At 69.3% G+C, this 24,964-nt stretch carries 24 protein-coding genes; 13 read left to right on the forward strand and 11 right to left on the reverse strand.

Features of this window, described 5'->3' with window-relative positions:
• Positions 1 to 9: 9 nt before the first annotated feature.
• From epmA to CS1GBM4_RS08790, 3 genes are read left to right on the forward strand one after another with little or no spacing between them, the layout of a single operon-like run.
• Complete coding sequence (gene epmA / locus CS1GBM4_RS08780; protein WP_186418325.1) at positions 10 to 1,074, forward strand: EF-P lysine aminoacylase EpmA; 1,065 nt, start codon at positions 10 to 12, stop codon at positions 1,072 to 1,074.
• Positions 1,071 to 2,135 carry a lysine-2,3-aminomutase-like protein gene (locus CS1GBM4_RS08785; protein WP_186418326.1) on the forward strand — a complete coding sequence of 355 codons (1,065 nt, stop codon included), beginning with the start codon at positions 1,071 to 1,073 and terminating at the stop codon, positions 2,133 to 2,135. Before epmA ends, CS1GBM4_RS08785 begins: the two co-directional genes overlap by 4 nt.
• A gap of 39 nt (positions 2,136 to 2,174) precedes the next feature.
• Positions 2,175 to 2,834 (forward strand): DsbA family oxidoreductase, encoded by a 660-nt coding sequence (locus tag CS1GBM4_RS08790; protein ID WP_186418327.1) that lies wholly within the window; start codon positions 2,175 to 2,177, stop codon positions 2,832 to 2,834.
• A gap of 45 nt (positions 2,835 to 2,879) precedes the next feature.
• Here CS1GBM4_RS08790 and CS1GBM4_RS08795 read toward each other — a convergent pair whose 3' ends face one another.
• Positions 2,880 to 4,016 (reverse strand): YihY/virulence factor BrkB family protein, encoded by a 1,137-nt coding sequence (locus CS1GBM4_RS08795; protein WP_244607137.1) that lies wholly within the window; start codon positions 4,014 to 4,016, stop codon positions 2,880 to 2,882.
• Between the two features lie 128 nt (positions 4,017 to 4,144).
• On the opposite strand from CS1GBM4_RS08795, the gene pyrF reads away from it, so the two are divergent.
• From pyrF to CS1GBM4_RS08810, 3 genes are read left to right on the forward strand one after another with little or no spacing between them, the layout of a single operon-like run.
• A complete protein-coding gene (pyrF, locus tag CS1GBM4_RS08800; protein WP_186418328.1) occupies positions 4,145 to 4,852 on the forward strand; it encodes an orotidine-5'-phosphate decarboxylase in 708 nt (235 codons plus the stop codon).
• 37 nt (positions 4,853 to 4,889) lie between these two features.
• On the forward strand, positions 4,890 to 5,177 hold the full coding sequence (locus CS1GBM4_RS08805) for a DUF1330 domain-containing protein (RefSeq protein WP_186418329.1): 288 nt from the start codon (positions 4,890 to 4,892) through the stop codon (positions 5,175 to 5,177).
• 2 nt (positions 5,178 to 5,179) lie between these two features.
• Positions 5,180 to 5,488: a DUF1330 domain-containing protein gene (locus tag CS1GBM4_RS08810; RefSeq protein WP_186418357.1), complete on the forward strand. Its 309-nt coding sequence runs from the start codon at positions 5,180 to 5,182 to the stop codon at positions 5,486 to 5,488.
• Positions 5,489 to 5,735: 247 nt separating this feature from the next.
• Here the strand turns inward: CS1GBM4_RS08810 and CS1GBM4_RS08815 are convergent, their stop codons facing one another.
• The 3 genes from CS1GBM4_RS08815 to CS1GBM4_RS08825 all read right to left on the reverse strand — a co-directional run bounded on the left by CS1GBM4_RS08815 (position 5,736) and on the right by CS1GBM4_RS08825 (position 8,876).
• Complete coding sequence (locus CS1GBM4_RS08815; protein WP_186418330.1) at positions 5,736 to 6,833, reverse strand: NADH:flavin oxidoreductase/NADH oxidase; 1,098 nt, start codon at positions 6,831 to 6,833, stop codon at positions 5,736 to 5,738.
• 40 nt (positions 6,834 to 6,873) lie between these two features.
• Positions 6,874 to 7,770 (reverse strand): AEC family transporter, encoded by an 897-nt coding sequence (locus CS1GBM4_RS08820; RefSeq protein ID WP_186418331.1) that lies wholly within the window; start codon positions 7,768 to 7,770, stop codon positions 6,874 to 6,876.
• A 104-nt stretch (positions 7,771 to 7,874) separates the two neighbouring features.
• Positions 7,875 to 8,876 (reverse strand): DUF808 domain-containing protein, encoded by a 1,002-nt coding sequence (locus CS1GBM4_RS08825; protein ID WP_186418332.1) that lies wholly within the window; start codon positions 8,874 to 8,876, stop codon positions 7,875 to 7,877.
• Between the two features lie 171 nt (positions 8,877 to 9,047).
• On the opposite strand from CS1GBM4_RS08825, the gene CS1GBM4_RS08830 reads away from it, so the two are divergent.
• The 4 genes from CS1GBM4_RS08830 to CS1GBM4_RS08845 all read left to right on the forward strand — a co-directional run bounded on the left by CS1GBM4_RS08830 (position 9,048) and on the right by CS1GBM4_RS08845 (position 15,259).
• Positions 9,048 to 9,866, forward strand: a complete 819-nt coding sequence (locus CS1GBM4_RS08830) for a hypothetical protein (protein WP_186418333.1) — start codon at positions 9,048 to 9,050, stop codon at positions 9,864 to 9,866.
• Complete coding sequence (locus tag CS1GBM4_RS08835; protein WP_186418334.1) at positions 9,784 to 11,322, forward strand: DNA polymerase Y family protein; 1,539 nt, start codon at positions 9,784 to 9,786, stop codon at positions 11,320 to 11,322. Before CS1GBM4_RS08830 ends, CS1GBM4_RS08835 begins: the two co-directional genes overlap by 83 nt.
• On the forward strand, positions 11,319 to 14,681 hold the full coding sequence (locus CS1GBM4_RS08840; RefSeq protein ID WP_186418335.1) for an error-prone DNA polymerase: 3,363 nt from the start codon (positions 11,319 to 11,321) through the stop codon (positions 14,679 to 14,681). Before CS1GBM4_RS08835 ends, CS1GBM4_RS08840 begins: the two co-directional genes overlap by 4 nt.
• A 164-nt stretch (positions 14,682 to 14,845) precedes the next feature.
• On the forward strand, positions 14,846 to 15,259 hold the full coding sequence (locus CS1GBM4_RS08845; protein WP_186418336.1) for a cupin domain-containing protein: 414 nt from the start codon (positions 14,846 to 14,848) through the stop codon (positions 15,257 to 15,259).
• 31 nt (positions 15,260 to 15,290) lie between these two features.
• Here the strand turns inward: CS1GBM4_RS08845 and minE are convergent, their stop codons facing one another.
• The 7 genes from minE to CS1GBM4_RS08880 all read right to left on the reverse strand — a co-directional run bounded on the left by minE (position 15,291) and on the right by CS1GBM4_RS08880 (position 21,771).
• The gene (gene minE / locus CS1GBM4_RS08850; RefSeq protein WP_186418337.1) at positions 15,291 to 15,554 is read right to left on the reverse strand and encodes a cell division topological specificity factor MinE; all 264 of its coding nucleotides are present in this window, start codon (positions 15,552 to 15,554) and stop codon (positions 15,291 to 15,293) included.
• Positions 15,551 to 16,366 (reverse strand): septum site-determining protein MinD, encoded by an 816-nt coding sequence (minD, locus tag CS1GBM4_RS08855; RefSeq protein WP_186418338.1) that lies wholly within the window; start codon positions 16,364 to 16,366, stop codon positions 15,551 to 15,553. The genes minE and minD overlap by 4 nt, the downstream gene beginning before the upstream one ends.
• Before the next feature lie 94 nt (positions 16,367 to 16,460).
• Positions 16,461 to 17,201, reverse strand: coding sequence for a septum site-determining protein MinC (minC, locus tag CS1GBM4_RS08860; protein WP_186418339.1), 741 nt, complete (start codon positions 17,199 to 17,201; stop codon positions 16,461 to 16,463).
• 304 nt (positions 17,202 to 17,505) lie between these two features.
• Positions 17,506 to 18,426 carry a serine hydrolase gene (locus CS1GBM4_RS08865; protein WP_186418340.1) on the reverse strand — a complete coding sequence of 307 codons (921 nt, stop codon included), beginning with the start codon at positions 18,424 to 18,426 and terminating at the stop codon, positions 17,506 to 17,508.
• Positions 18,427 to 18,461: 35 nt separating this feature from the next.
• Entirely contained in the window at positions 18,462 to 19,274 is an 813-nt protein-coding gene (locus CS1GBM4_RS08870) for an ABC transporter permease (protein ID WP_210201557.1), read from the reverse strand.
• Between the two features lie 4 nt (positions 19,275 to 19,278).
• On the reverse strand, positions 19,279 to 20,214 hold the full coding sequence (locus CS1GBM4_RS08875) for an ABC transporter permease (RefSeq protein ID WP_186418342.1): 936 nt from the start codon (positions 20,212 to 20,214) through the stop codon (positions 19,279 to 19,281).
• Positions 20,215 to 20,244: 30 nt separating this feature from the next.
• Complete coding sequence (locus tag CS1GBM4_RS08880) at positions 20,245 to 21,771, reverse strand: ABC transporter substrate-binding protein (RefSeq protein ID WP_186418343.1); 1,527 nt, start codon at positions 21,769 to 21,771, stop codon at positions 20,245 to 20,247.
• A 120-nt stretch (positions 21,772 to 21,891) separates the two neighbouring features.
• Here CS1GBM4_RS08880 and CS1GBM4_RS08885 point away from each other — a divergent pair, with 120 nt between their 5' ends.
• The 3 genes from CS1GBM4_RS08885 to CS1GBM4_RS08895 form a co-directional block, all read left to right on the forward strand.
• Positions 21,892 to 22,767: a LysR family transcriptional regulator gene (locus CS1GBM4_RS08885; RefSeq protein ID WP_186418344.1), complete on the forward strand. Its 876-nt coding sequence runs from the start codon at positions 21,892 to 21,894 to the stop codon at positions 22,765 to 22,767.
• On the forward strand, positions 22,764 to 23,651 hold the full coding sequence (locus tag CS1GBM4_RS08890; protein ID WP_186418345.1) for a LysR family transcriptional regulator: 888 nt from the start codon (positions 22,764 to 22,766) through the stop codon (positions 23,649 to 23,651). The genes CS1GBM4_RS08885 and CS1GBM4_RS08890 overlap by 4 nt, the downstream gene beginning before the upstream one ends.
• A gap of 145 nt (positions 23,652 to 23,796) precedes the next feature.
• Positions 23,797 to 24,964 (forward strand): autotransporter-associated beta strand repeat-containing protein (locus CS1GBM4_RS08895; protein ID WP_186418346.1); only part of this gene is annotated, 1,168 nt, incomplete at its 3' end.

Below are 24,964 nucleotides of genomic sequence, written 5' to 3' on the forward strand. Positions count from 1 at the left end.
GCAGCCGTGATGAGCGACACACTCCCGCCCTTCTGGCGGCCGGACATCCATGCCGACAGGCGCCCCGCGCTTCTGGCGCGCGGGCGGATCAAGGCGGCGCTGCGGCGGTGGTTCGAGGCGCAGGGCTTCGTCGAGGTCGAGGCCGCGATCCTGCAGCTCTCGCCCGGCAACGAGACGCATCTGCACGGCTTTTCCACCACGCTGATCGACGATGCCGGCGCCGGCCATCCCTATTTCCTGCACACCTCGCCGGAATTCGCCGCCAAGAAGCTGCTCGCGGCGGGCGAGCCGCGCATCGTCGATTTCGCCCGCGTCTTCCGCAATCGCGAGCGGACGGCGCTGCACCATCCCGAGTTCACCATGCTGGAATGGTACCGCGCCGGCGAGGATTACGAGGCGCTGATGCGCGACTGCGCCGCCCTGCTGGCCGAGGCGGCGCGCGCCGCCGGCACGACGGTCCTGCGCTGGCGCGACAGCGAGGCCGACCCCTTCGCCGAGCCGGAGCGGCTCACCCTGCACGATGCCTTCGCCCGCCATGCCGGCATCGACCTGATGGCGACGATCGCCCGTGACGGCGCGACCGACCACGCGGCCCTGGCCGCGCAGGCGCAGGCCGCCGGCATCCGGACCGTGGCGGACGACAGCTGGTCCGACATCTTCAGCCGCATCCTCTCGGAGCGGATCGAGCCGCGGCTCGGCCGCGGCCGTGCCACCATCCTGTGCGAATACCCGATCTCCGAGGCGGCGCTCGCCCGGGCCAAGCCGGGCGATCCGCGCGTCGCCGAGCGCTTCGAGCTCTATGCCTGTGGCGTCGAGCTCGCCAACGCCTTCGGCGAACTGACCGATCCGGGCGAGCAGCGCCGGCGTTTCGAGGCCGACATGGACGAGAAGCAGCGCATCTATGGCGAGCGCTATCCGATCGACGAGGAGTTCCTCGCGGCGCTGGGCGCGATGCCGCAGGCGTCCGGCATCGCGCTCGGCTTCGACCGGCTGGTCATGCTCGCCACCGGCGCGCGCCGGATCGAGGATGTGCTCTGGACGCCGGTCGCGGAACCGGGCAGGGGAGGGCGATGACGCTTCACCAGCCGCCCGGCCAGCCGCTGAAGACGATCGACGCCCTCGTCGAGCGCGGTCTCGTCGCGCCTGGCAGGCGCGAGGCGCTGGCCGAAGTCGCCGGGCGTTATGCCGTCTCGGTGACGCCGGCGATCGCGGCGCTGATCGATCCGGCCGACGCGGCCGATCCGATCGCGCGCCAGTTCATCCCCGCTTCCGCCGAGCTGGAGACGCTGCCGGAGGAACTGGCCGACCCGATCGGCGACGCGGCGCATGCGCCGGTCGAGGGGGTCGTCCATCGCTATCCCGACCGGGCCCTGCTCAAGCTCGTCCATGCCTGCCCGGTCTATTGCCGCTTCTGCTTCCGCCGCGAGATGGTCGGCCCCGGCGGCGATGCGCTGACCGGCGACAGGCTCGACGCCGCGCTCGCCTATCTCGCCTCCCGGCCGGAGATCTGGGAGGTGATCATGACCGGCGGCGACCCACTGATCCTCTCGGCCCGGCGGCTGCGCGAGGTGGCGAAGCGTCTCGCGGCGATCGCGCACATCAAGGTGGCGCGCTGGCATACGCGCGTGCCGATGGTCCAGCCGGAGCGCATCACCGAGGATTACGCCCGCGCCCTGCGCATTCCGGGCAAGGCGAGCTACATCGCCGTGCACGCCAACCATCCGCGCGAGTTCACCGCCGAGGCCAGGGCCGCGCTCGCGTGCCTCGCCGACGCCGGCCATGTCCTCGTCAGCCAGAGCGTGCTGCTCAAGGGCGTCAACGCCGATGTTGCCACGCTGTCGGCGCTGATGCGCGCCTTCGTCGAGAGCCGGGTCAAGCCCTACTACCTGCACCATCCCGACCTCGCCCCGGGGACGGGCCATTTCCGGCTCTCGCTGGCCGAGGGGCGGGCGCTGGTCAAAAGTCTGCGCGGCAATCTTTCGGGCCTGTGCCAGCCGACCTATATCCTCGACATCCCGGGCGGGGCCGGCAAGATCCCGGTCGGGCCCACCTTTCTCTCGGGCTGCGAGACCCCCGGCGTCCAGGGCTTCGCGGAGGATCGCCATGGCGGCCTCCACGCTTATCCGCCGGTCTGAACAGGCCCTGCCGCGGCGATCCGCGAAGGATACGAAGTCATGCTGAACCCCGTCGCGGCCGACAAGCTGCCGATCGCCATCGTCTCCGACATCGCCTGCCCCTGGTGCTTCATCGGCAAGGCCCGGCTCGAGACGGCTCTCGGCAATCATGGCCTCACCGAGCGCGTCGCCATCACCTGGCTGCCCTATGAGCTCAATCCGGAGATGCCGGAGGAGGGCATGGACCGCACCGCCTATCTCGACGCCAAGTTCGGCTCCGGCAAGCGTCGGGAGATCGAGCTGCGCCTGTCCGAGGCCGCGCTGGAGAGCGGCGTCACCTTCAATTGGGCGAAGGTGACGAAGAGCGTCAACACGCGAATGGCCCATATGCTGGTCGCCGCCGCCGCGACCGTGCAGCGCGGCGGCGAGATGACCGCGGCGCTGTTCAAGGCCTATTGGCAGGACGGGCGCGATGTAGGCGACCTCGAGACGCTGGTCGCGATCGCGGTCGAGCAGGGCTTCGACGAGCAGGCGGCGCGCGACGAGCTCGCCAATGACGAGTTGCGCGAGACGATCATCGGGCTGGAGGCGCATGCCCAGAAGGTCGGCGTCACCGGCGTGCCCTTCTTCATCGTCGACGGCAAGCTCGCGGTCTCGGGCGCGCAGCCGCCCGAGGTCTGGACGCAGGTGTTCGCGCAGGTGCTGGCCGGTGGAGCCTAGCGCCCGTTCCGGTCGGCTTGCGCCGCAAGCTGATCGGATCCGACTCTAGGCTTTGCGGTCGGCCACATCGGCGCCGCGCATACCGATCGGCTCGGGAGGGCCTTTCGTCGTATCCCTGTAGGTCTGGCGCTCGGCTTCGGCGTTCAGCTCGGCGCCGACGAGGATGATCGTCGCCGAGATCCACATCCACATCATCAGGCCGATGACGGCGCCGACCGTGCCATAGGTCTTGTCGTAGTTCCCGAAATTGGCGACGTACCAGGAGAAGCCGATCGAGGCGACGATCCAGACGGCGGAGGCCAGCAGCGCGCCGGGGCTGACCCAGCGCCACTTCGCCTGGTCGCGGCTGGGCCCGAAGCGGTAGAGGACGGCGAGCACGGCCATCAGAAGAAGGACCAGCACCGGCCAGCGGCCGATCCGAACGAGAGGCTCGGCCGCTCCGTCGAGAAGGAGCCTGTCGAGCAGGAGAGGGACGGCCACGACGGCAGCGACGCCCAGCAGCGCGAAGACCAGAACGCCGGCCGTGAACCCGAGGGAGACGAGATTGAGCGTGACGAAGCCGCGCTTCTCGTCCTCGCCATAGGCGACGTTCAGCGCGTCGAAGATCGCCTTCATGCCGGCATTGGCGCTCCAGACCGAAAGAAGCAGGCTGAGCGCCAGCGACAGCCCGAGCCGCGGCTCGCCCTGGCTGCCGAGCTTGAGTGCCTGGTCGCGGATGAGCCCATACGCCTCGGCGGGCATCACGCCGCTCAGCATCCCCAGGTGATCCGCCACGGTCCCGGGGTCGGCGACGAGGCCATAGAGGCTGACGAAGGCCGCCAGCGCCGGAAACAGCGCCAGAAGGCCGTAGAATGTCACGCCCGCCGCCACGGCGAGCACGCGGTCGCGGCTGACTTCGCCGAATGTGCGCCTGGCGATCTCCCGCCAGCCCTGCGCCGGAATCTCCGGCGGCGAGCGCGCATCCTCGCCGCTTCGGGAGGCGGACGGACGCGATGCTCGCGCCTCCCGGTCGCGGTTCGAGCCGCCGCCAGGCCCGCGCTGCGGCATGAGCAGGAGGGCCACGAAGGCGCCCAGCCCGGCGAAGCCGAGATCACGCGCCAGCGCCGGCAGGCGTGGCACGACGGCATGGTGGCGCCGGGGCATTTCGGCGGCAGGTCGCGAACTGGTGGAGTGCTGCGGCATGGTATGTCTGGCTCATGGCGCCAACGCTCTCCGGGCCGGAACGTTCCGGCTGGGCGCATCGAGAGCCTGCGGCCTTGCATGCCGCCCCGAATCGTGTCCCATCGCCGCGTGCAGCAGGAGGCCGGGCGATGACGCAGAAGATCAACGATCTCCGGGACCGCATGATCGTCGCGCTCGACGTGCCGACGATCTGGGACGCCTATCGCATCGTGTCGACGCTCGGCGACGAGGCGAGCTTCTACAAGATCGGCTATCGGCTCGCCTTCGCCGGCGGGCTCGATCTCGCCCGCCAACTCGTGGGCGAGGGCAAGAAGGTCTTCCTCGATCTCAAGCTGCACGACATCGGCAACACCGTCACCGAGGGCGTCGAATCGCTGACCAGGCTCGGCGTCACCTTCCTCACCGTGCATGCCTATCCGCAGACCATGCGCGGCGCGGTCGAGGGCCGCGGCGAGGCGGCGCTGAAGCTGCTCGCGGTGACGGCGCTGACCTCCTATGACGACGCCGACCTGAAGGATGCGGGCTACGGGCTCGCAGTGCGCGATCTCGTGCGCATGCGCGCCCAGCAGGCGCGCACGGCGGGCGTCGACGGCATCGTCTGCTCGGCGGCGGAAACCGGCATCGTGCGCGATGTGATCGGCCCCGACATGGTCATCGTCACGCCAGGCATCCGTCCGGCCGGCAGCGCCGCCGGCGACCAGAAGCGCACGCTCACCCCGGCCGAGGCGATCCGCGCCGGCGCCGATCACCTCGTCGTCGGGCGTCCCGTCATCCGCGCGGCAGACCCGCGTGCAGCGGCCGCCGCGATCATGGACGAGATTGCGGGCGCCGCCTAATCTCCCGCCTCCTTTCCATCGGATACGGAAGCGGCAAATGCCCAAGGGATATGTGATCGGTCGCGCCAAGGTGACCAATGCGACGCAATGGGCGGTCTACGCCGCGAAGGCCTCCGAGGTGATCCGCCAATACGGCGGCACGCCTCTGGTGCGCGGCGGGCAGATGTCGGTCGGCGAGGGCGAAGGCCGGGCTCGCAACGTCGTCCTCGAATTCCCCGACTATGCGGCGGCGAAGGCCTATCTGTTCTCGGTCGAATACGGTGAGGCGCGCAAGCTGCGCGAGGGCGCCGGAGAGATCGACCTGATCGCGGTCGAGGGGGCGTGAGCATGGCGAAAGGCTACTGGATCGCCCGCGTCGACGTGCAGAACGAGGCGGAATACGCCACCTACCGCTCGCTCAACGCCATCGCCTTCGCCAAATATGGCGGCAGGTTCATCGTTCGCGGCGGCGAGTACAAGCTGGCGCGCGGCGAGGGCCGCAAGCACAACGTCGTCATCGAGTTCAAGGACATCGAGACGGCGCGCGCCTGCTACGAATCGCCGGAATACCAGGCGGCGGTGCAGCATCTCGCCAAGGTCGGCCCGGTCGATCTCGTCATCATCGGCGGCTATGACGGGGCGCAGCCGGGGGACTGAGCAACTGCTTCGGAATACGTCGTCTTTCCGAGGTGGCCCGCAGGGGCGAGCCCGGAACCCATGAACACTTGCCTTTGCCGTCATGGTCGGGCTTGTCCCGGCCATCCACGTCTTGATTGATCGAGTGCGGTGCTCAAGACGTGGATGCTCGCCACAGGGGCGAGCATGACGAACTGGAATGGCGCCGTGGTCATGGGTTCCGGGTTCTTCGCTGTGCGAAGCCCCGGAATGACGGCGTGAGCCCAGCTCAGCTCTCGAACAGCGTGCGGAACCGGCTCGGCTGCGAGCGCAGATATTGTTTCGGCGCCCTGACGCTGGCGCCGAGATGGGCGGCCGCATGCCAGGGCCAGCGCGGCTCGTAGAGGATGCCGCGCGCCAGCGCGATCATGTCGGCATCGCCGCCGGCGACGATCGCCTCGGCATGCTCGTAATCCGCGATCAGGCCGACGGCGATGGTCGGCAGACCCGTCGTCGCCCTCACGGCGCGGGCCAGGGGAACCTGGTAGCCCGGCGCCAGCGCGATCTTCTGGGCGGGCGAGATGCCGCCGCTCGAGACGTGGACGAAGCTGACGCCGCGCGCCTTCAGCGCCTGCGAGAAGGCGACGGTCTGTTCGATGTCCCAGCCGCCCTCGACCCAGTCGGTCCCGGAGACGCGCACGCCGACCGGGATCGCGGCCGGGACCGCTTCGCGCACCGCGTCGAAGACCTCGAGCGGGAAGCGCATCCGGTTCTCCAGCGAGCCGCCATAGATGTCGTCCCGCTGGTTCGCCAGCGGCGACAGGAACTGGTGCAGCAGGTAGCCATGGGCGCAATGGAGCTCGATCGCCTGCAGGCCGAGCCGGGCCGCCCGGCGCGCCGTCGCCACGAAGGCGCCGCGGATCCGGGCCAGTCCGGCGCTGTCGAGCGGCAGCGGCGGCCGGTCCTTGGCCTGCATCGGCAGGGCGGAGGGAGCGAGCGTCTGCCAGCCGCGGTCGTCGAGCGGGCGCTGGCCGCCGCCGCTCCAGGGCGAATAGACCGAGGCCTTGCGGCCGGCATGGCCGAGCTGGATGCCGATCGGCATGTCGGAATGGCGGCGAATCGCTTCCAGCACGCGCGCCAGCGCCGCTTCGTTCGCATCGCTCCACAGCCCGAGATCGTCGGGGCTGATGCGCCCTTCCGGCTCGACCGCGGTCGCTTCCAGGATCAGCAGGCCCGCTCCCGACAGGGCGAGATTGCCGAGATGGATTAGGTGCCAGTCCGTCGCGGAGCCGTCCTCGGCCGAGTACTGGCACATCGGCGCGATGACGATGCGGTTGGCGAGCGCGAGGCCGCCGAGATCGAAGGGCTGGAAGAGCTGGCTCGGCATGACGGTCTCCTGCGGGCGGTTTCGGATGCGCGACGGCGGCTCAGGCCGGGGTCAGCCAGAGTGCCAGAGGGAAGGTGAGGGCCGCGGCGGCCGTCGAGATCACGATCGCGGCCGCGATCGGGCGGCTGCCGGTGTCGAAGCGTTCGGAGATGACGAAGACATTGGCCGCGATCGGCAGCGCCGCATAGAGCACGCCGGCTTGCACCCAGAACGGGTCGAGATGCAGGATCGGGCCGAGCACGATGAAGGTCAGCAGCGGGTGCAGGACGAGCTTTCCGGTGACCAGCGGCAGGACGCCTCGCAGAGGCGGCCTGCCCTGGCGGCTCCACTGGAAGGCGGCGATGCCCAGCGCGAACACGCCGACCGGCGCGGCCGATGCGCCGAGGAAGAGCAGGAAACGGTCGACCGGCTCCGGTAGCGCGGCCCCGCTCAGCGAGAGGGCGACGCCGGCCAGGATCGAGAGCATGAACGGGTTGACGATCGTGCCGCGGACGAGCCTGAGCGCGATCGAGAGCGGCGAGCCCTGGCCGCGCCCGGCCTCGATCAGGCCGATCGCGATCGGCGCCGCCGCCCTGTCGCCGAGGAAGGTGAGCATCAGCGGGATGCCGAGAAAGGCGAAATTGCCGCCGACCAGCGCCTGGGCCCGCGACACGGCGGGCGCGAAGGGCAGGCCGAGCAGGCGCCGCTGCAGCAGGATGGCGAGGGTGAGGACCAGGACCCCGATCAGCGCGAGCGCCGCGAAGAAGACGCCGTTCCACAGCTCCACGATCGGCTGGCGCGACATCACCCGCAACACCATCGCCGGCGTCGCCACCATGAAGGCGAAGGTGTTGAGCACGCGCACCGCATCCGCCTGGAACAGGCCGCGCCAGCCGGTGAAGGCGCCGAGCGCGATCACGGCGAAGAAGGGCGTGCTGGTGGCGAGGAATTGCAGCATGGGCGGACCGATCGCCCGCGCGGCGGGCTGGCATCATCGCGCTAGCAGATTTTGCCGGCCATCACGGCTGCGGCAGACGCATGGGACCTGCGCTCGGGCGGCGTCTAATGCCGCTTCGCCTCGGCGGCGGCCGCTTTCGCGCCCCGGCTGCGCCAGGCCTTGAGCATCGGCCGGACGAGGACATGCATGCCGACGAGGCAGAGGCCGCCGACGGCGAGGCCGGCCACCGCGGCGGCGGCCGCGGCGGTCAGCCATTCGAGCGTTCCGGACAGCGCCGGCCAGGCGCGTCCGGCCACGATGGCGACCTCGTGGATGACATGCTCGATCCCGGCGAACCCGTAGGAGGCGAGGCCGTGGATGATGATGCCGCCGCCGACCCAGAGCATCGCCGCCGTGCCGACGGCGCTGAGCAGCTTGAGGAAGGGCGGCATGACGCGCACGAGGCCGAGGCCGAGCAGGCGGAACGGAGGAAAGCTCCGGCGCGCCAGGGCGACGCCGGCGTCGTCGGCCTTCACGATCAGGGCGACGACGCCGTAGACCAGCGCGGTCATGCCGAGCCCGACCGCGGCCAGCACCACCGCCTGCATCCAGTAGGACGAGGCGGTGACGGTCGAGAGCGTGATCGCCATGATCTCGGCCGAGAGGATGAAGTCGGTCTTGATCGCGCCGGCGATCTTCTCCTCCTCGAGCTGCTTCGCATCGAGGGGGCCGCTGCCGTCCTCGCCGCCGGTCTCGTCGTGATGCGCATGCGGCACGACGAGTTCGTAGACCTTCTCGAAACCCTCGAAGCAGAGATAGGCGCCGCCCGCCATCAGCAGCGGCGTGATCGCCCATGGCGCGACGAGGCTGAGCGCCAGTGCCGCCGGCAGCAGGAAGATGAGCTTGTTCCTGAGCGAGCCGAGCGCGATCTTCCAGATGATCGGCAGTTCGCGCTCCGCCGCGAAGCCGACGGCGTAGCGCGGCGTCACCGCGGCATCGTCGATGACGATGCCGGCCGCCTTGGCGCTGGCCTTGGTCGCCTGCGTTGCCGCGTCGTCGAGCGTGGCCGCCGCGACCTTGGCCAAGGCCGCGACATCGTCGAGAAGGGCGAACAGTCCCGAGCTCATGGCAGACTCCAGGCGCGGCCGCGGGCGGGCGGCGCGCGACCGACAAGCAGATCCGATCGGCCCCGATATGACAGCAGCGAGCGGCCGGCAGGCAAGCGGGAGCGGATGCGGGCTTGACTCCCGAGCGTTTTGGAGTCGCTTTTAGATCGGAACAAAAAGTGAACAATCCAGATGACCGACACCTCCACCCGCTCCCTGGCAGCCCTGCGGCAGAGCCTCGCTCTGGCGGGGCTGGCGCGCGGGCTCGCGCCGGTGGAGCGTGTCGCCTTCGGGGCGCCTTCGCTGGACGCGCCGCTGGAGGGCGGCATCGCCCGCGCCGCCCTGCACGAGGTCTATGCGGCGGCCGGGGCCGATTGTCCGGCCGCGACCGGCTTCGCCGCGGCCCTGGCTCTGCGCGCCGCCGGGACGCGGCCTGTGCTCTGGGTGCGGCAGGATGTGCTCGATGCCGAGGCCGGCCGCCTGCATCCGCCGGGGCTGGCCGAGCTCGGGCTCGATCCGGCGCAGATCCTGCTGGTCCGGGTCAGGGACGGCGAGGGTGCGTTGCGGGCCGGTGTGGAAGCGGCGCGCTGCGCCGCGCTCGGGGCGGCGCTGATCGAGCCCTGGGGCGAGCCGCGCCAGTTCGACCTGACCGCCAGCCGCCGCCTCGCCCTGGCGGCGGAGGCCTCCGGCGTCCTGACCCTGCTGCTGCGGGTGGCGGCTGAGCCGCAGCCCAGCGCCGCCAGCACGCGCTGGCAGGTGCGTGCCCTGCCGTCCCGGGCGCGCGAGGCGGAGGCACCGGGGGATCCGGCCTTCGGATTGCGGCTGCTGCGCCATCGCGGCGGCCTCGGTGAGCGTGAGTGGCGTGTGGAGTGGAGCCGTGACGAGCGATGTTTCCGGGACAGGATCGGGAGAGAAGGAGGCAGGAGAGATGCAGCGCCGCTATCTCGCCCTCTGGTTTCCCTATCTGGCGAGCGAGCGCCTGCGTCGGCGGGGGTCCGCCGGGCCGGATGAGCGCCCGCTCGTTCTGGTCGAGAAGGATCGGGGCGCGCTGCGCCTCGCCGATTGCGACAGGCGCGCCGTCGCGCTCGGCCTGACGCGGGGGCTGACCCTGGCCGATGCGCGCGCCCGCATCCCGGAACTGACGGTGGTCGAGGCCGACCCGGCCGCCGACCAGCGCCTGGTCGAATGGCTCGCCGCGCTCTGCGACCGCTTCACCCCCCTGGTCGCGCTCGATCCGCCGCATGGGCTCGTGCTCGACATCACCGGCTGCGCCCATCTCTTCGGTGGCGAGGCGGCGCTGCGCCAGCGGGTCGGCCGGAGCATGCACTGGCTGGGGCTGACCCTGCGCGCCAGCATCGCCGGCACGCCCCAGGCGGCCCGCGCCCTCTGCCGCTTCGGCGATTGCGCCATCTCGCTGCCGGGCGAGGATGAGGAACGGACGTTGCCGCTGCCGGCCGCGGCGCTGGAGGCGTCCCCCGAGACGGTGCTCGCCCTGGCGCGCGCCGGGCTGAAGACGCTGGGCGATCTCGCCGGCCGCCCCTCGCACACGCTCTCCGCCCGCTTCGGCGAGGCGCTCGTCACCAGACTGCGCCGCATCCTCGGCCATGAGGACGCCCGCATCACGCCGTTGCGGCCGCCGCCCGATTGCGTGGTCGAGCGGCATTTCCCCGATCCGCTGCAGGATACCGACGGACTCGAGGAGATCGTCACCCGCCTGCTCGGCGAGGCCGGGCGCCTGCTCGAGGCGCGCGGCGAGGGCGGGCGCGCCTTCGAGCTCAGCTTCTTCCGCAGCGACGGCGCGGTGCGAAGGCTGGTCCTGGAGACCGGCCGGCCCTCGCGCGACGCCGGTGCGATCCTGCGACTCTACCGCGAGCGCATCGACAGCCTGGCCGATCCGCTCGACCCCGGCTTCGGCTTCGATGCGATCCGGCTTGGCGTGGCGGTCTGCGAGCCGCTCGGCACGCCGCAGGCGAGCCTCGACGGGCGCGCCGTCGAGGAGGAGGCTGTGGCCGATCTGGTCGACCGGCTGGTCGCCCGCTTCGGCCGCGAGCGCGTGCTGCGCTTCGTCGCGCGGGACAGCCACCGCCCCGAGCGCGAAGCGGCGCTGGTTCCGGCCGCAGCCGGCCGAGCGGACGCGGCGCCGTCCTGGCCCGTCGCCGAGCCGGACGAGCCGCCGTCCCGCCCGCTCCAGCTCTTCGAGCCGCCGCAGCCGGTCGAGACCCTGGCCGAGGTGCCGGACGGGCCGCCCCTGCGCTTCCGCTGGCGCCGCGTGCTGCACGAGATCGCCCGGGCCGAGGGGCCGGAGCGGATCGCGCCGGACTGGTGGCGCGACGGGCCGGTGGAACATACGCGCGACTATTACCGCGTCGAGGATGCGCAGGGCCGCCGCTTCTGGCTGTTCCGCGCCGGCCTCTATGGCCGCGAGACGACGGCGCCGCGCTGGTATCTGCACGGGCTGTTCGCATGACGCCTTTCGCCGAACCGGTCGCCGCGACGAACTTCTCCTTCCTGCGCGGCGCCTCGCCCGGGCCGAACCTGGTGATGACCGCGCTGCTGCTCGGCCAGACCGGCCTCGGCATCGCCGACCGCAACACCGTCGCCGGCGTGGTGCGGGCCTGGAGCGCGCTGCGTGACCTGCGCGAGGAGGGGCTGCCCTCGCCGGAGAAGGTCCGCGAGGGTGGCGGCCCCGGCGAATATGTCTGGGTCGAGAACCCGGCCTTCGCCGAACTGCCCTTCACCGCGCCCCGGCTTCAGGCGATGGCGCGGGCCTTCAAGCTGGTCACCGGCAGCCGCCTCGTCTTCTCCGACGGCACGCCCGACATCGTCGCCTATCCCGCCAATCGCGCCGGCTGGGGCCGGCTCTGCCGCCTGCTGACATCGGGCAATCTGCGCGGGGCCAAGGGCGAGTGCATCCTCACCTTCGACGATCTCCTGAGCGATGCTCGCGATCTCCTGCTGATCGTCATGCCGGAGCGCCGGCTCGACGGCCTCTGCGACATTCTCGTCCGGCTCGATGCCGCGGCGCCCGGCGCGGTCTGGCTCGCCGCCACCATGGCGCGCCGCGGCGACGATCGCCGCCGCCTCGCCCGGCTGAAGAGCATCGCGGCGCCGACCCGCACCCCGCTGATCGCCACCAACGACGTGCTCTACGACGCGCCGGAGCAGCGCGACCTGCAGGACCTGCTGACCTGCATCCGCGAGGGTACGACGATCGACAAGGCCGGCCGCCTGCTCGAGGCCAATGCCGAGCGCCATCTCAAGGCGTCGCAGGAGATGGCCCGGCTCTTCAGGGAGGCGCCGGAAGCGCTCGAGGAGACGCAGCATCTCTTCAGCCGGATCGACTTCGATCTGGGCGAATTGAAATACGAATATCCTGACGAGCCGGTCCCGCCCGGCTGGACGCCGCAAGGCTGGCTGGAGGAGTTGGTGCGCCGGCGCCTGCCGATGCGCTATCCCGACGGCATCCCAGGGAAGGTCCAGAAGCAGGTCGACGCCGAACTGAGCTTGATCGGCAAGCTCGATTACGCCCGCTATTTCCTGACCATCCGCCAGATCGTCGAGTTCGCCGAAAGCGAAGGCATCCTCTGCCAGGGGCGGGGCTCGGCCGCCAATTCGGCCGTCTGCTACGCGCTCGGCATCACCGCCGTCGATCCGGACGAGCACACGCTGCTCTTCGCCCGCTTCATCTCGGAAGAACGACGCGAACCGCCTGATATCGACGTCGACTTCGAGCATGAGCGGCGCGAGGAGGTGATTCAGTGGATCTACAGGCAATATGGCCGTGAGCGTGCCGGCATTGCCGCGACCGTGATCCATTACAGGCCGCGCAGCGCCATGCGCGAGGCCGGCAAGGCGCTGGGGCTGACCGAGGACGTCACCGCCCGTCTCGCCTCGACGCAATGGGGCAGCTGGGGCTCCGACATCACCCGCAGCCAGATCCGCCAGGCGGGGCTCGACCCCGACAATCCGGTGATCGCGCAGGCCGTGCGCTTCGCCGTGCGCCTGCTCGGCTTTCCGCGTCACCTGTCGCAGCATGTCGGTGGCTTCGTGCTGATGCGCGGCCGCCTCGACGAGACGGTGCCGATCGGCAACGCCGCGATGAAGGATCGCACCTTCATCGAATGGGACCGCGACGACATCGATGCGCTCGGCCTGATGAAGGTCGACGTGCTCGCCCTCGGCATGCTGACCTGCATCCGCAAGGCCTTCGACCTGCTGCGTGACTGGGAGGGCATCGACCTCGGCCTGGCCGAGGTCCCGCAGGACGATGCCGAGACCTACGCCATGCTCCAGCGCGGGGAATCGCTCGGCGTCTTCCAGGTCGAGAGCCGGGCGCAGATGAACATGCTGCCGCGGCTGAAGCCGAAGGAATTCTACGATCTCGTCATCCAGGTCGCGATCGTCCGTCCCGGGCCGATCCAGGGCGACATGGTCCACCCTTATCTGCGGCGTCGCTCCGGAATCGAGGAGGTCGACTATCCCTCGCCCTCGCCGGATCATGGCGAAGCGGACGAGCTCTATCAGGTCCTGCACCGCACGCTCGGCGTGCCGCTCTTTCAGGAGCAGGCGATGCAGCTCGCCATGACGGCGGCGAAGTTCAGCGACCCCGAGGCCAACGGCCTGCGCCGCGCCATGGCAACCTTCCGCAATGTCGGCACGATCGGCCAATACGAAGCGATGATGGTCGAGCGCATGGTCGCGCGCGGCTATGAGCGCGGCTTCGCCCAGCGCTGCTTCGAGCAGATCAAGGGCTTCGGCAGCTATGGCTTCCCCGAGAGCCATGCCGCCTCCTTCGCCAAGCTGGTCTATGTCTCCTCCTGGCTGAAATGCCATCACCCGGCGATCTTCGCCGCGGCGCTCCTGAATTCGCAGCCCATGGGCTTCTACGCCCCGGCCCAGATCGTCCGGGAGGCGCAGGAGACCGGCGGCGTCGAGCCGCGGCCGGTCGACGTCAATTCCAGCGCCTGGGACAACCTCTTGGAGGCGGGAAGGCCGGGCTGGAAAAGCCCCTGGGCTCTGCGCCTCGGCCTGCGCCAGCTCGACGGCTTCAAGGAGGATTGGGCGAAACGTCTCGTTGCCGAGCGCGGTGGGGGCTATCGCGATGTCGAGGAACTCGCCCGCCGCGCCCGCCTGCCGGCCCGCGCCATGCGCCTGCTCGCCGATGCCGACGCCTTCCGCTCGCTCGGGCTCGACCGGCGCGAGGCGCTCTGGGCGGTGCGCCGCCTGCCGGATGACGAGGCGCTGCCGCTGTTCGAGGCGGCGCAGGCGCGTGAGCTCGGAGCCGAGCGGGCGATGGCGCTGCCGTCGATGCCGCTCGCCGAGCATGTCGTCGCCGACTACCAGACGGCGCGGCTCTCGTTGAAGGGCCACCCGATGGGTCTGCTGCGCGCCCGCTTCGCCCGCGAGCGCGTCGCCAGCTGCGCGCAGATTTCGGCGACGCGTGACGGCACATGGGCCAGCGTCGCCGGCGTCGTGCTGGTGCGCCAGCGCCCCGGCAAGGGCAATGCCATCTTCATCACGCTGGAGGACGAGACGGGCATCACCAATGTCGTGCTCTGGGCCCGCGATTTCGAGCGCTTCCGCCGCGAGGTCATGGCGGCGCGGCTGCTCCTGGTCGAGGGCAGGGTGCAGAAGAGCCCGGAGGGCGTCGTCCACCTGATGGGCAAGCGCGTCGTCGACCGCTCGGCCGAATTGCTCGGCCTGTCCGATACGCATCGCGCCGAGATCGTGCTGACCCGCGCCGACGAGTTCCAGCATCCGCAGATCCCGCGGGCGCGCCACCCGCGCAATGTCCGGATCCTGCCGAAATCGCGCGATTTCCACTGAGGCTGTGGCTCGAACGATTTCGGCTAGGTCACCGTCATTTCGAACAAGCCGCGAAACGCCGGAATGACGGTGATTTATGAGGAGGAGGCTCTGATCTAAAAGGGCATGACAGCGATCATCGGCTGTTCGCAGCCAGAGTGCCGGTCTTTTGCAGGAGACAGCCCATGGACATCATCCGCGCCGGAACCCGCCCGTCCACGAAAGGCCCGGGCGATTGGTTCAGCGGCATCGTCCGCATCGATCCGCTGTTCAATCCGCATGCGCCCGAACGCGTGCAGGGCGCGAGCGTCACCTTCGAGCCGGGCGCCCGTACCGCCTGGCATACGCACCCGCTCGGCCAGACCCTGATCGTCACCGCGGGCTTCGGCCGCGTGCAGCGCTGGGGCGGGCCGGTCGAGGAGATCAGGCCCGGCGACGTCGTCTGGTTCCCGCCGGGCGAGAAGCACTGGCACGGCGCCGGGCCGGAGACGGCGATGACCCATATCGCCGTGCAGGAGGCCAGGGACGGCAAGGTCGTCGACTGGCTGGAGAAGGTCACCGACGCCGAATACGAAGGCCGCGGGCCGGCAGTGATGTGAGGCCCGCAGCCTCTGGACCGTCGAAGGCGGCTCAGGCCGCCTTCTTGCCCGCATCGAGCGGGATCTCGATGTCGACGGCGAGGGTCGAGACCTGGGCGCCCCGCTCCATCCTGACGTTGACCTTCTCGCTGTCGAGCTGCACGTGATTGGCGATCACGCGCAGGATCTCGTCGCGCAGCTTGGTCACGAGGTCGGAGCCATTGGCCGACAGGCGCTCATGGGCGAGCAGGACCTGAAGCCGCTCGCGTGCGGCCGGGGCCGACTGGGAGCGGAAGAAGAAACGACGCAGGTTCATGCCGCTTTCCTTCCGAAGATCTTGCCGAAGAAGCCGCGCTTCTCGCCGGGGATGGTGACGGGAAGGTTCTCGCCCCTCAGCCGGCGCACCGCGTCGAAATAGGCGAGCGCCGGCGCGCTGCGCTCGTCCGCCAGGGTGACGGGCGAGCCGATATTGGAGGCGCGCAGGACGTCCATGCTCTCGGGAATGATGCCGAGCAGCGGGATCGACAGGATCTCGAGGACATCGTCCACCTTCAGCATGTCGCCGCGCTCGGCCCGGGCGGGATCGTAGCGGGTGAGGAGCAGGTGCTTCTCGATGCGCTCGCCGTTCTCCGCCTTCAGCGTCTTCGAATCGAGCAGGCCGATGATCCGGTCGGAATCGCGCACCGAGGACACTTCGGGGTTGGTCACCACGATCGCGACGTCGGCATGGCGCATGGCGAGGGTGGCGCCGCGCTCGATGCCGGCCGGGCTGTCGCAGATCACCCAGTCGAAATGGGTTTTCAGTGCGCCGATCACCTTCTCGACGCCCTCGGCCGTCAGGTTGTCCTTGTCGCGCGTCTGCGAGGCCGGCAGCAGATAGAGCGATTCCAGGCGTTTGTCGCGGATCAGCGCCTGCGTCAGCTTGGCCTCGCCCTGAATGACGTTGACGAGGTCGTAGACCACCCGCCGCTCGGCCCCCATCACCAGATCGAGATTGCGCAGGCCGACATCGAAGTCGACGACCACGACCTTGTCGCCGTTCTGCGCCAGAGCAGCGCCGAGCGCGGCGGAGGAGGTCGTCTTGCCGACGCCGCCCTTGCCCGATGTGACCACGATGACCTTGCCCATTGACCTCTCCTAGTTCCTGTGGACGCGCGTCTCGACGTTTTGAGTTGGCGCGAATTCCTGTCGCTCGGCCGATTCCGGTCGATCGGAGCGGGCTCTAGCCGAGCGACCCGGCCGCGAAGGTTTCGCCTTCGAGCCAGAACTGCGCGGGCTTGCCGCGCAGGCCGGGCTCCAGATCCTCGGCCGTCCGGTAGAAGCCGTCGATCGCGACCAGCTCCGCCTCGAGCTTGCGGCAGAAGATGCGCGCCGCGCCGTTGCCGAGCGTTCCCGCCATCGCCCGCCCGCGCAGCGTGCCGTAGATATGGATCGAGCCGCCGGCGATGACTTCGGCGCCGGAGGCGACCGAGCCGATGATGGTCACGTCGCCTTCGGCGAAGAAAGACTGTCCCGAGCGCACCGGCTGGGTGATGACCAGCGAGGCCGGCGCGGCCTTGGCAGGCGGCGGCGCGGTGGGTTGGGCGGCCACGCTCTCGGCGGCAGGCGCTTCCCTGACCGGTGCGGCCGCCGGCTCCTCGATGTCCCCGGTCGCCTTTCCGCCCGACATGGCCGGCGGCAGGTCGGCTCCGAGCAGCGAGGGGCGTGCACCCTCGATCCCCATGATCCGGACATTGCGTGCCCCGAGCTTTCCGACGAGATCGCGCAGCTGCGTGCGGTCGATCTCCAGCCCCTCGACGTCGAGCACCACCGGCCGTCGCAGGAAGAAGCCGGCGGAGCGGCTGGCGAGATCGTCGAGCCGCACCAGCCAATCCTCGAAAGGCAGCTCGGGCGTCAGCGTCAGCGCGAGATAGGATCGCCCCTTGAGGCGGATCGGCCGGGGTTGGGTTAACACGGCGGTCATCTTGGTAAATTTTCGGTTCCTCAGATGTAGGAATCGAATGGTTAACGAGCGGTAAATCGCGAGGGCGCGTCACGGCGAAAAGATCCGGCCCCCGCTTGCGCGGTTACGGCAAAGTTCAGTGATTCCAAGGTGATATGAAATTAACGCGCCGGTCTTCCGCCGCTCGAGCATCAAGATCGCGCGAAGCGGCTGCGCCGGCCGGGCCGGGAATCAGGCCGCGGCCGGCCCATGCGCCGCAGCGTCGAGGCCGCCGAAGCCGGCGTCGGAGGGCCTGCTCTCTCCGGCCGATCCAGGCTCGCGCGGATCAGGGTTGCGACAACTCGGCCGCGACCAGCGATCCGATCGCGGGCAGGAAGCCGTCATCCTCCGCGATGGCTTCGCCCTGCGTGAAGACGGTGAGCAGGAACTCCTGCCCTTGCGGCAGGATGGCACGGAGCGTGTCGTGCCGGCGGAACGAGGCGCGGTCGTCTCCGAGCCAGCGCGTCCGGCCCGCCTTCGACCAGATCTGCGTGCCCTTGGGCAGCGCCTCGCCGAGATAGCCGAGCAGCTGGTAGGCGCCGCGACCGCGGTCCGGAGAATCTGCGTGGCGGGCGAGGTGGTCGCGGGTGATGGCGCGGCGCGCCGGCGGCAGCAGGGTCGATTCGCTGAAGATCTCGTGCATCAGACGCGCCATGGCTGTCGGCGTCAGGCAGTTGTGTCCGCCGGGCGAGAGATCGAGCGCGATCTTCTCCCTGCCATAGCGCAGATCGTCCATCAGCTTCTGATTGAGGTTGATCCCGGCGAGCTCCGGCCAGCCCAGCCCGGCGAAGATCCGATTGATGCCCTCGCGGCGCTCGCGCCAGGCGGCCATCTCGGCATCGCCCAGCAACGTATCGCCCGTCGTGCCCGTCAGAAGATCGATGATGTAGTTGGTCGCCGAGTTGGACGACCACAGGATCATGTCGCGCATCGCGCGGTCGAGCTCGCCATGAGCGGTCAACCGGCCCTCCTCCAGCCCAAGCTGGGCCGCGACGAGGTGAAACACCTTCACGAGCGAGCAGGGATAGGCGCGCCAGTTCGCCCGCAGGGAAGCGCCGCGCGGGCCGGCGCCATCCCGTCCGGGCTGAAGCAGGACATAGGCGAATTGCTCGAAAGGGACGCCCCGCGCCGCGTAGATCGGGCGGGCATGGCCCTCGATCAGCGCGCCGATCCGCTGCAGTTCGGCATCGTCGGTAAAGAAGCTCATGAGCGTCTCGCGATAGGGCGGGTCGAGGGAGCGCGTCAGCCCTTGGGGCGCAGCGCGGTGTCCAGTCCTTCGCCGATCAGGGCGAAGGTCACGCCGGTGTAGATGATCGCCAGGCCCGGAGCGGTCGCGATCCACCAGGCGTCGAACATGAACTGGCGGCCGTCGGCGATCATCAGCCCCCATTCCGGCGTCGGCGGCTGGATGCCGAGACCGAGGAAGGACAGCGAAGTCACGGCCAGGATCGTCAGCACGACGTCGGCCATGGCGAAGACGATCGCCGGCGTCACCGCATTCGGCAGGATGTGCGCCACGACGATGCGGCGGTCCGTCGAGCCGAAGCTGCGCGCCGCCTGCACATATTCGAGCTCGCGCAGCACGAGCACCTCGCCGCGGGTGATCCGGGCGAAGGAAATCCAGTTCACCAGCAGGAAGGCGAGGTAGAGATTGGCCTCGCCCGGTCCGAGCACGCCGACGATGGCGATCACCAGCACATGGAAGGGGAAGGCCCAGAAGATGTCGGTGATGCGCATGAGCACGGTATCGACCCGCCCGCCGACGAAGCCCGCGAGCGCGCCGATGGCGATGCCCAGAAGCGCCGGCGCGATGACGCAGACGAGCGCGACGCGCAGATCGACCAGGCCTCCGGCCATCACCCGCGAGGCGACGTCGCGGCCGAGATCGTCGGTGCCGAACCAGTGCCGGGCGGAGGGCGGCTGCAGCGTGTTGCCGTAGTCGACCGCGAAGGGGTCGTGCGGAGTCCAGACCTGCCCGAGCCCGACCAGCAGGGCGAGCAGCAGCAGCATGGCGAGGCCGACGAGGAGCGTCGGATCGAGGCGGCGCCTGCTCATCGCGTCAGTCCAGCCGGATGCGCGGATCGGCCAGCGCATAGGCGATGTCCGTCGCGAGATTGATGAGGACCACCAGCACGGCGAACACGATCGTCAGCCCCTGGATCATCGGATAGTCGCGGGCGAAGATCGACTCCACGAAGAGCGAGCCGAGCCCGGGAAGGGCGAAGACGGTCTCGATCACCACCGTGCCGCCGATCACCCAGCTCGTATGGGCGCCGAGCACCGAGATCGAGCTGATCAGCGCATTCGGCAGCACATGGACGCGCATGGTGCGGGCGGTGGCGTTGCCCTTGGCGCGGGCCGTGGTGACATAGTCCGAGCCCAGCACGTTGAGCACGCCGCTGCGCAGGCTGCGGATCGTCAGGGAGGCCGTCGCCAGCGCGATGACGAAGGCGGGCAGCGTCAGGTGATGCAGCCGCGAGAGCAGGCCGTCGCCGTAGCCGGAGGTCGGAAACAGCGGCACCCAGATCGCCAGGGCGACGACGAGCACCAGGCCGAGCCAGAAGGACGGGATCGCGAGCAGCACCGTGAACAGCAGCTTGATGAGGATATCCGGCGCCCGATCGCGCCGGATCGCCGACCACAGCGCCAGCGGGACGGTCAGCACCACGGCGATCACGGTCGAGTAGGCGACGAGCCACAGCGTCGCCGGCAGCCGTTCGAGCACCAGCGAGATCACCGGCTGGCCATAGACGACCGAGCGGCCGAGGCTGCCGGAGAGGAGGTCGCCGAGGAAGAGCAGGTATTGCCGCCACAGCGGCAAGTCGAGCCCGAGCCGCTGCTTCATCGCGGCGATCTCCTCCGGCCCGCCGCGCGCGCCGAGCAGCAGCGTTGCCGGGTCGCCCGGCAGCGCACGCAGCAGGAAGAAGCAGGCCAGCGTGATGCCGAACAGCACGGGGACGAGCTGGACGAGCCGCTTGAGGATGTAGGTCAGCATGGCGGCAGGGCGGCCGTGGCCGCCCCTTCCTCATTTCAGCTTGACGTCTTCGAGGCGGAAATTGCCGGTCGGCAGAACCTCGAACCCGCCGACATTGCCGCGATGCGCGTAAGAGGTGCCGGGATAGAACAGGAAGATCGAGGGCGCGCCGTCATGGGCGAGCTTGACCATCTCCCTGAACATCGCCCCGCGCTCCGGCCCGTCCCTCGTCGCGCGCTCCTTCAGATAGAGCTCGTTGACGCGCTCGTTCTTCCATTCGGTGTGGTAGGCGTTGGCGCGCTCGGGGTTGACGATCAGGAAGCCGGCCATCTGATCGGGGTCGATCGTATCGCTCGACGCATAGGAGACCGCCATCTCGTAGTCGCCGGCCTTGGTCGTCGACCAGTGGGTGCCGCCTTCGACGAGGCGGATCTCGGCGGTGACGCCGATCTGCGCCAGCGCGCTTTGCAGCGCCTGGGCGAGCTGGCGGTGCAAAGGCCGGCCGGAGTGCACGAGGAGCGAGGTCTTGAAGCCCTCGGCATAGCCGGCCTCCTTGAGCAGCGCCTTGGCCTTGGCGACGTCATGCGGATAGGCCTTCAGCTCCGGGTCGGCATAGGCCATCGGCGGCATCGGCGAGTTCGCCACCTTGCCGGCCCCGTAGAGCAGCGCCTTGACCAGCCCCTCCTTGTCGACGGCGTAGTTCAGCGCCTGGCGGACGCGGACATCGTCGAAGGGCTTCTTCTTCGTGTTCAGCAGCACGAAATCGCTCCGCAGCACATTGGCGACGGCGGTCTTGACGGTGCCGGCGCGACCGAGGCTCTGCATCTGGTTCAGCGGGATTTCGAGCGCGGCGTCGATCTCGCCGGCCTGCAGCTTCAGCACGCGGCTGTTGCCTTCGGGCAGAACGAGGATCTCGGCGCCGTCGAGGCTCGGCTTGCCCGCCTGCCAGTAATGCGCGTTCTTCTTCAGCGAGAGCGCTTGACCCTTGTTCCAGGCCGCCACCGTGAACGGACCGGAGCCGATAGGCTTCTCGAAGAATTTCTCGGGCGCGGCCTCGAACGCCTTCTGCGGCAGGATCGCCGAGGAGAACAGGGCGAGATTGTTGAGCAGCGGCGTGAACACGCTCTTGAGCTTGAGCACGACGGTGCGCTCGTCCGGCATCTCGATCGCATCGATTCCGGCGAAGAAGCGCTTCCAGCTCGACGCGTCGCTGCCGGCGCGCTTCAGCGAGAAGGCGACGTCGGCGGCGGTGACCGGCGTCCCGTCCGAGAACTTCGCTGCTCTCAGCTTGAAGGTGTAGGTCAGGCCGTCATCGCTCACCGTCCAGCTCTCGGCGAGGCCGGGCTCCAGCCTGGTGGCGTCCGTGCTCGGACGCAGCAGGGTGTCGTAGATCAGCAGCTGCGCATGGATAGAGGGGTTGTCGCTGGTCGCGATCGGATCGAGCGAGACGAGGTCCTGCGTCTGCGCCAGCTTCAGAACCCCCTGCGCGACGGCGGCAGTCGGAGCGGCGGTCAGAGCCGGGCCGACGATGGAAAGCGCAAGCGCGGCGGCCGATACCATGGAGCGGAATGTGGTCATCGAGATCCCCTGATCTTGGCCGCTCTGCCTCGGCGGCGGCGGCTTGCAACCTTCCACGGCCGCTCCTAGTCTCGCAAATGAAACATTCGGCAAGATCATCAACCAAATGGAATAGTCTGGGTGAGGCTCGGCGCGCTGCAGGTGATCCATGCCTTCGTGCGGCTCGGCGGCACCGGCGAAGCGGCCCAGGGGCTGGGCGTCAGCCAGTCCGCCGTGATCAAATCCCTGCGCCTGGCCGAGCAGGAGCTCGATCTCAGCCTCGTCGCCATCGTGCAGGGCCGGCTGACGCCGACGCCCGAGGCCCTGGAACTGACCCGCCTCGCGCGGCCGGCCTTCGATGTCCTGCGCCGTGCTCACCACGAGGCCGACATGATCCGCGTCGGCATGGCCGACCGGCTGCGGATCGCGACCGTGCCGGGGCTGGCGCACAGCATTCTGCCGCCCGCCATCGCCGGCGCGCGCCACGCCCTGGCCGATCGCGCTGCCGTCGAGGTGATGTTCGATCATGTCCGCGCTCATCTGAGCGCCAACGAGGTCGACCTCGCGATCTCCTACGGCCCGATGGCGACCGAGGGGCTGCGGGACGTCGCTCTCCGCTGCAGCCCGCTCGTCTGCGTCCTCGCCGAAGGCCACCCGCTCGCTTTGCGCGACAGCCTGACCTGCGATGATCTCGCAGGTCAGCGCCTGGTCAGCTACGGGCCCGACGGCTTCAGCCTGGCCGACAGCTTTCAGGATGCGCTCGGCCGGATCGGCCTGTCCGGCCGGGTCGCGATCACCGTCCGCCATACCGATACGGCCTGCCACCTGGCGCGCGAGGGCGTCGGCATTGCCGTCGTCGACGGCTTCGTCATCAGCAGCGACCTGACGCGCGGGCTGGCAGTCCGCGCGCTCGCCGGCAGTCCGCTCGTCACCGCCTTTGCGCATCACCGTGACGGGCCGCCGCTCGACCAGGCCGCGCGCGTCCTGCTGGAGCATCTCGCGGGCGAGGGCGCATGAAGGCGTTGACGCCATCTCATGCGACCGTGCTCCGCGCGGTCGATCGCTGCGGCACCACCGTCGAGGCCGCTCGCCGGTTGCATCTGACCCAATCGGCGGTCAGCAAGATCATCGCCCGCAGCGAGGCGGTCCTCGGCGTCCCGGTGTTCGAACGCAGCGCGGGGCGCCTCGTCCTGCTCCCGCAAGCCCGCGCCCTGATGCGGGCGCTCGGGGACGTCGAGGACGAATGGGCCACGCTGCGCCGAGCCGTCGTCGACCTGCGATCGGGGCGGGCCCTGCCCCTGCGGATCGCGTCGACCCCCAGCATCGGCCAGGGGCTGATCGCGCAGGCGATCCGGCGGCTCGTGGCGGACTATCCGCAGGCGCGGATCGAGCTGATCATGGGCGATGCGCCGACGGAGCTGTCGAAGGGCGCGGCCGATCTCGGCGTGATGTTTTCGCCGCGCGTCACCGACGATATCGCTCTGACGCCGCTCGCCCGGGCCGCGATCATCGCCCTCGTCCGCCGGGACGATCCCCTCGCGCGCCGCGGTTCGGTCAGTCTGCCCGAGCTTCGGGGCAGGCGGCTGATCTGCTTCGACCGCGAGAAGTCGCCGCTGGGCTGGCTCATCGCGCGCGCCTATGAGCGCGCCGGCCTCGACTACGCCCCCTTCATGACGGTGCCCTACAGCATTTCGGCGGCCCATCTCCTGGCGCGTCAGGGCGATGTCATCCTGATCGACAGCCTTCTGACCCAGGCTCAGCATTTCGAGGGACTGGCAAAGCTGGACGTGACGCCGGAACTGCCGACCACGATCTGCCTCATGACCGTCCGAAGCCGGCCATTGACCCGGCTGGCGGCGCGCTTCGTCGAAATACTCGTCGGAAGCCGGCAGCCGGGATAGCGGACCTGCTCGTCGCCTGATCCGCATCGGTTATCGGCGCCGGCATGGCCGGATGCTTGCAGTTTTTGGACTTTGCGGCGTGAGGTCGGCGTGGCCTTGATGCGTTCGCCCGACGACAGTTGATTGAGCCGACCAACAGCCCGCCATGCGAAAGACCGCTACGCGCTCAGGGAATCGAAAAGGCATCCGGCCGAATCTGGGGAGGGGCGCCAATTCGTTAAAGTCGAATCGCTCGATTTTCAACGCGGCGTTGCTTTTGGCGGCTCTGTTTATAGAGCTTGAGAACTTTGGCTGCCAGGATGCGTTTTCCCAAACCGTCGGCAATATCGGCGGGCTAGCCGAAGTCTCGACTGACAATCCATTCCCTTACAACAGGCTATTATTTGTTGGGTCGGACGGCCATATCCGTGCGTTGGATGACCTCAGTCTCGGCAGTCTGGTCATCGTGGATACAGGTGCCGTAGCCCGTGTATCCGCTGTGGCCGGGCACTCGATGAACGTCTACTTCCACAGTTTCCTGACCGGGGCGACCGTGTATTTCGGGTCGGCCACGGATACCGGCAATATCAACTTCAATGGCTGGTACGGCAACGGTGGGATCAACCTCAATATTGTCCTGGACGGTGGGACATTGACCGCTTTGACCGTTCCACCCGATGGTGGTGCAGTCGTGCATTCCCTCAATGTCTTGCTGGGTGTGGCTAAATCCCTCACGATCAACAACGATGCGACGCTTTATCTATCGAGCGACGCGACCACGATCTCTCGCCTGGAGGGCAACGGTCGGATCGGCATTGCCGCACCGCTTACGATCGGGGGAGGAACGTTTTCGACGAGCATAACGGGCGCGTCGCGGCTCATTTTCTCCGGGGACAGTACCTGGACCGGCGCCGGCGCCGGCATCGGCACGCTGGAAGTGCGTCCCGGCGTGACGTTGACGACGAGCAACTCCGCGGCGGTCGAGAACTCGACCAATCTCCAGATCGACGGTACCCACCGGCTGAACGCTTCGCTGGAGGTGAACGGCCTCAGCGGCAGCGGGCTGATCGCCCTCGGTGCCGGCGCGAATCTGACCGTAGGCTCGCAAAATGCCAGCGCCACCTTCGGTGGTTCGATCTCGGGCGACGGTAGTGGATTCACCAAGCAGGGCACGGGCCGGCAGACGCTGACCGGCATCAACACTTACCTCGGCGGCACGACGATCGCTGACGGCACGCTGGCGCTGAGCGGCGCGGGCAGCCTGGCGGCGAGCGGCGGTCTCAGCCTCTCCGGCACCGGCGCCGGGTTCGACATCAGCGGGGCATCCGGCAACC

The sequence above is a fragment of the Allobosea sp. CS1GBMeth4 genome (assembly GCF_900185715.1).
Classification (GTDB): Bacteria; Pseudomonadota; Alphaproteobacteria; order Rhizobiales; family Beijerinckiaceae; genus Allobosea.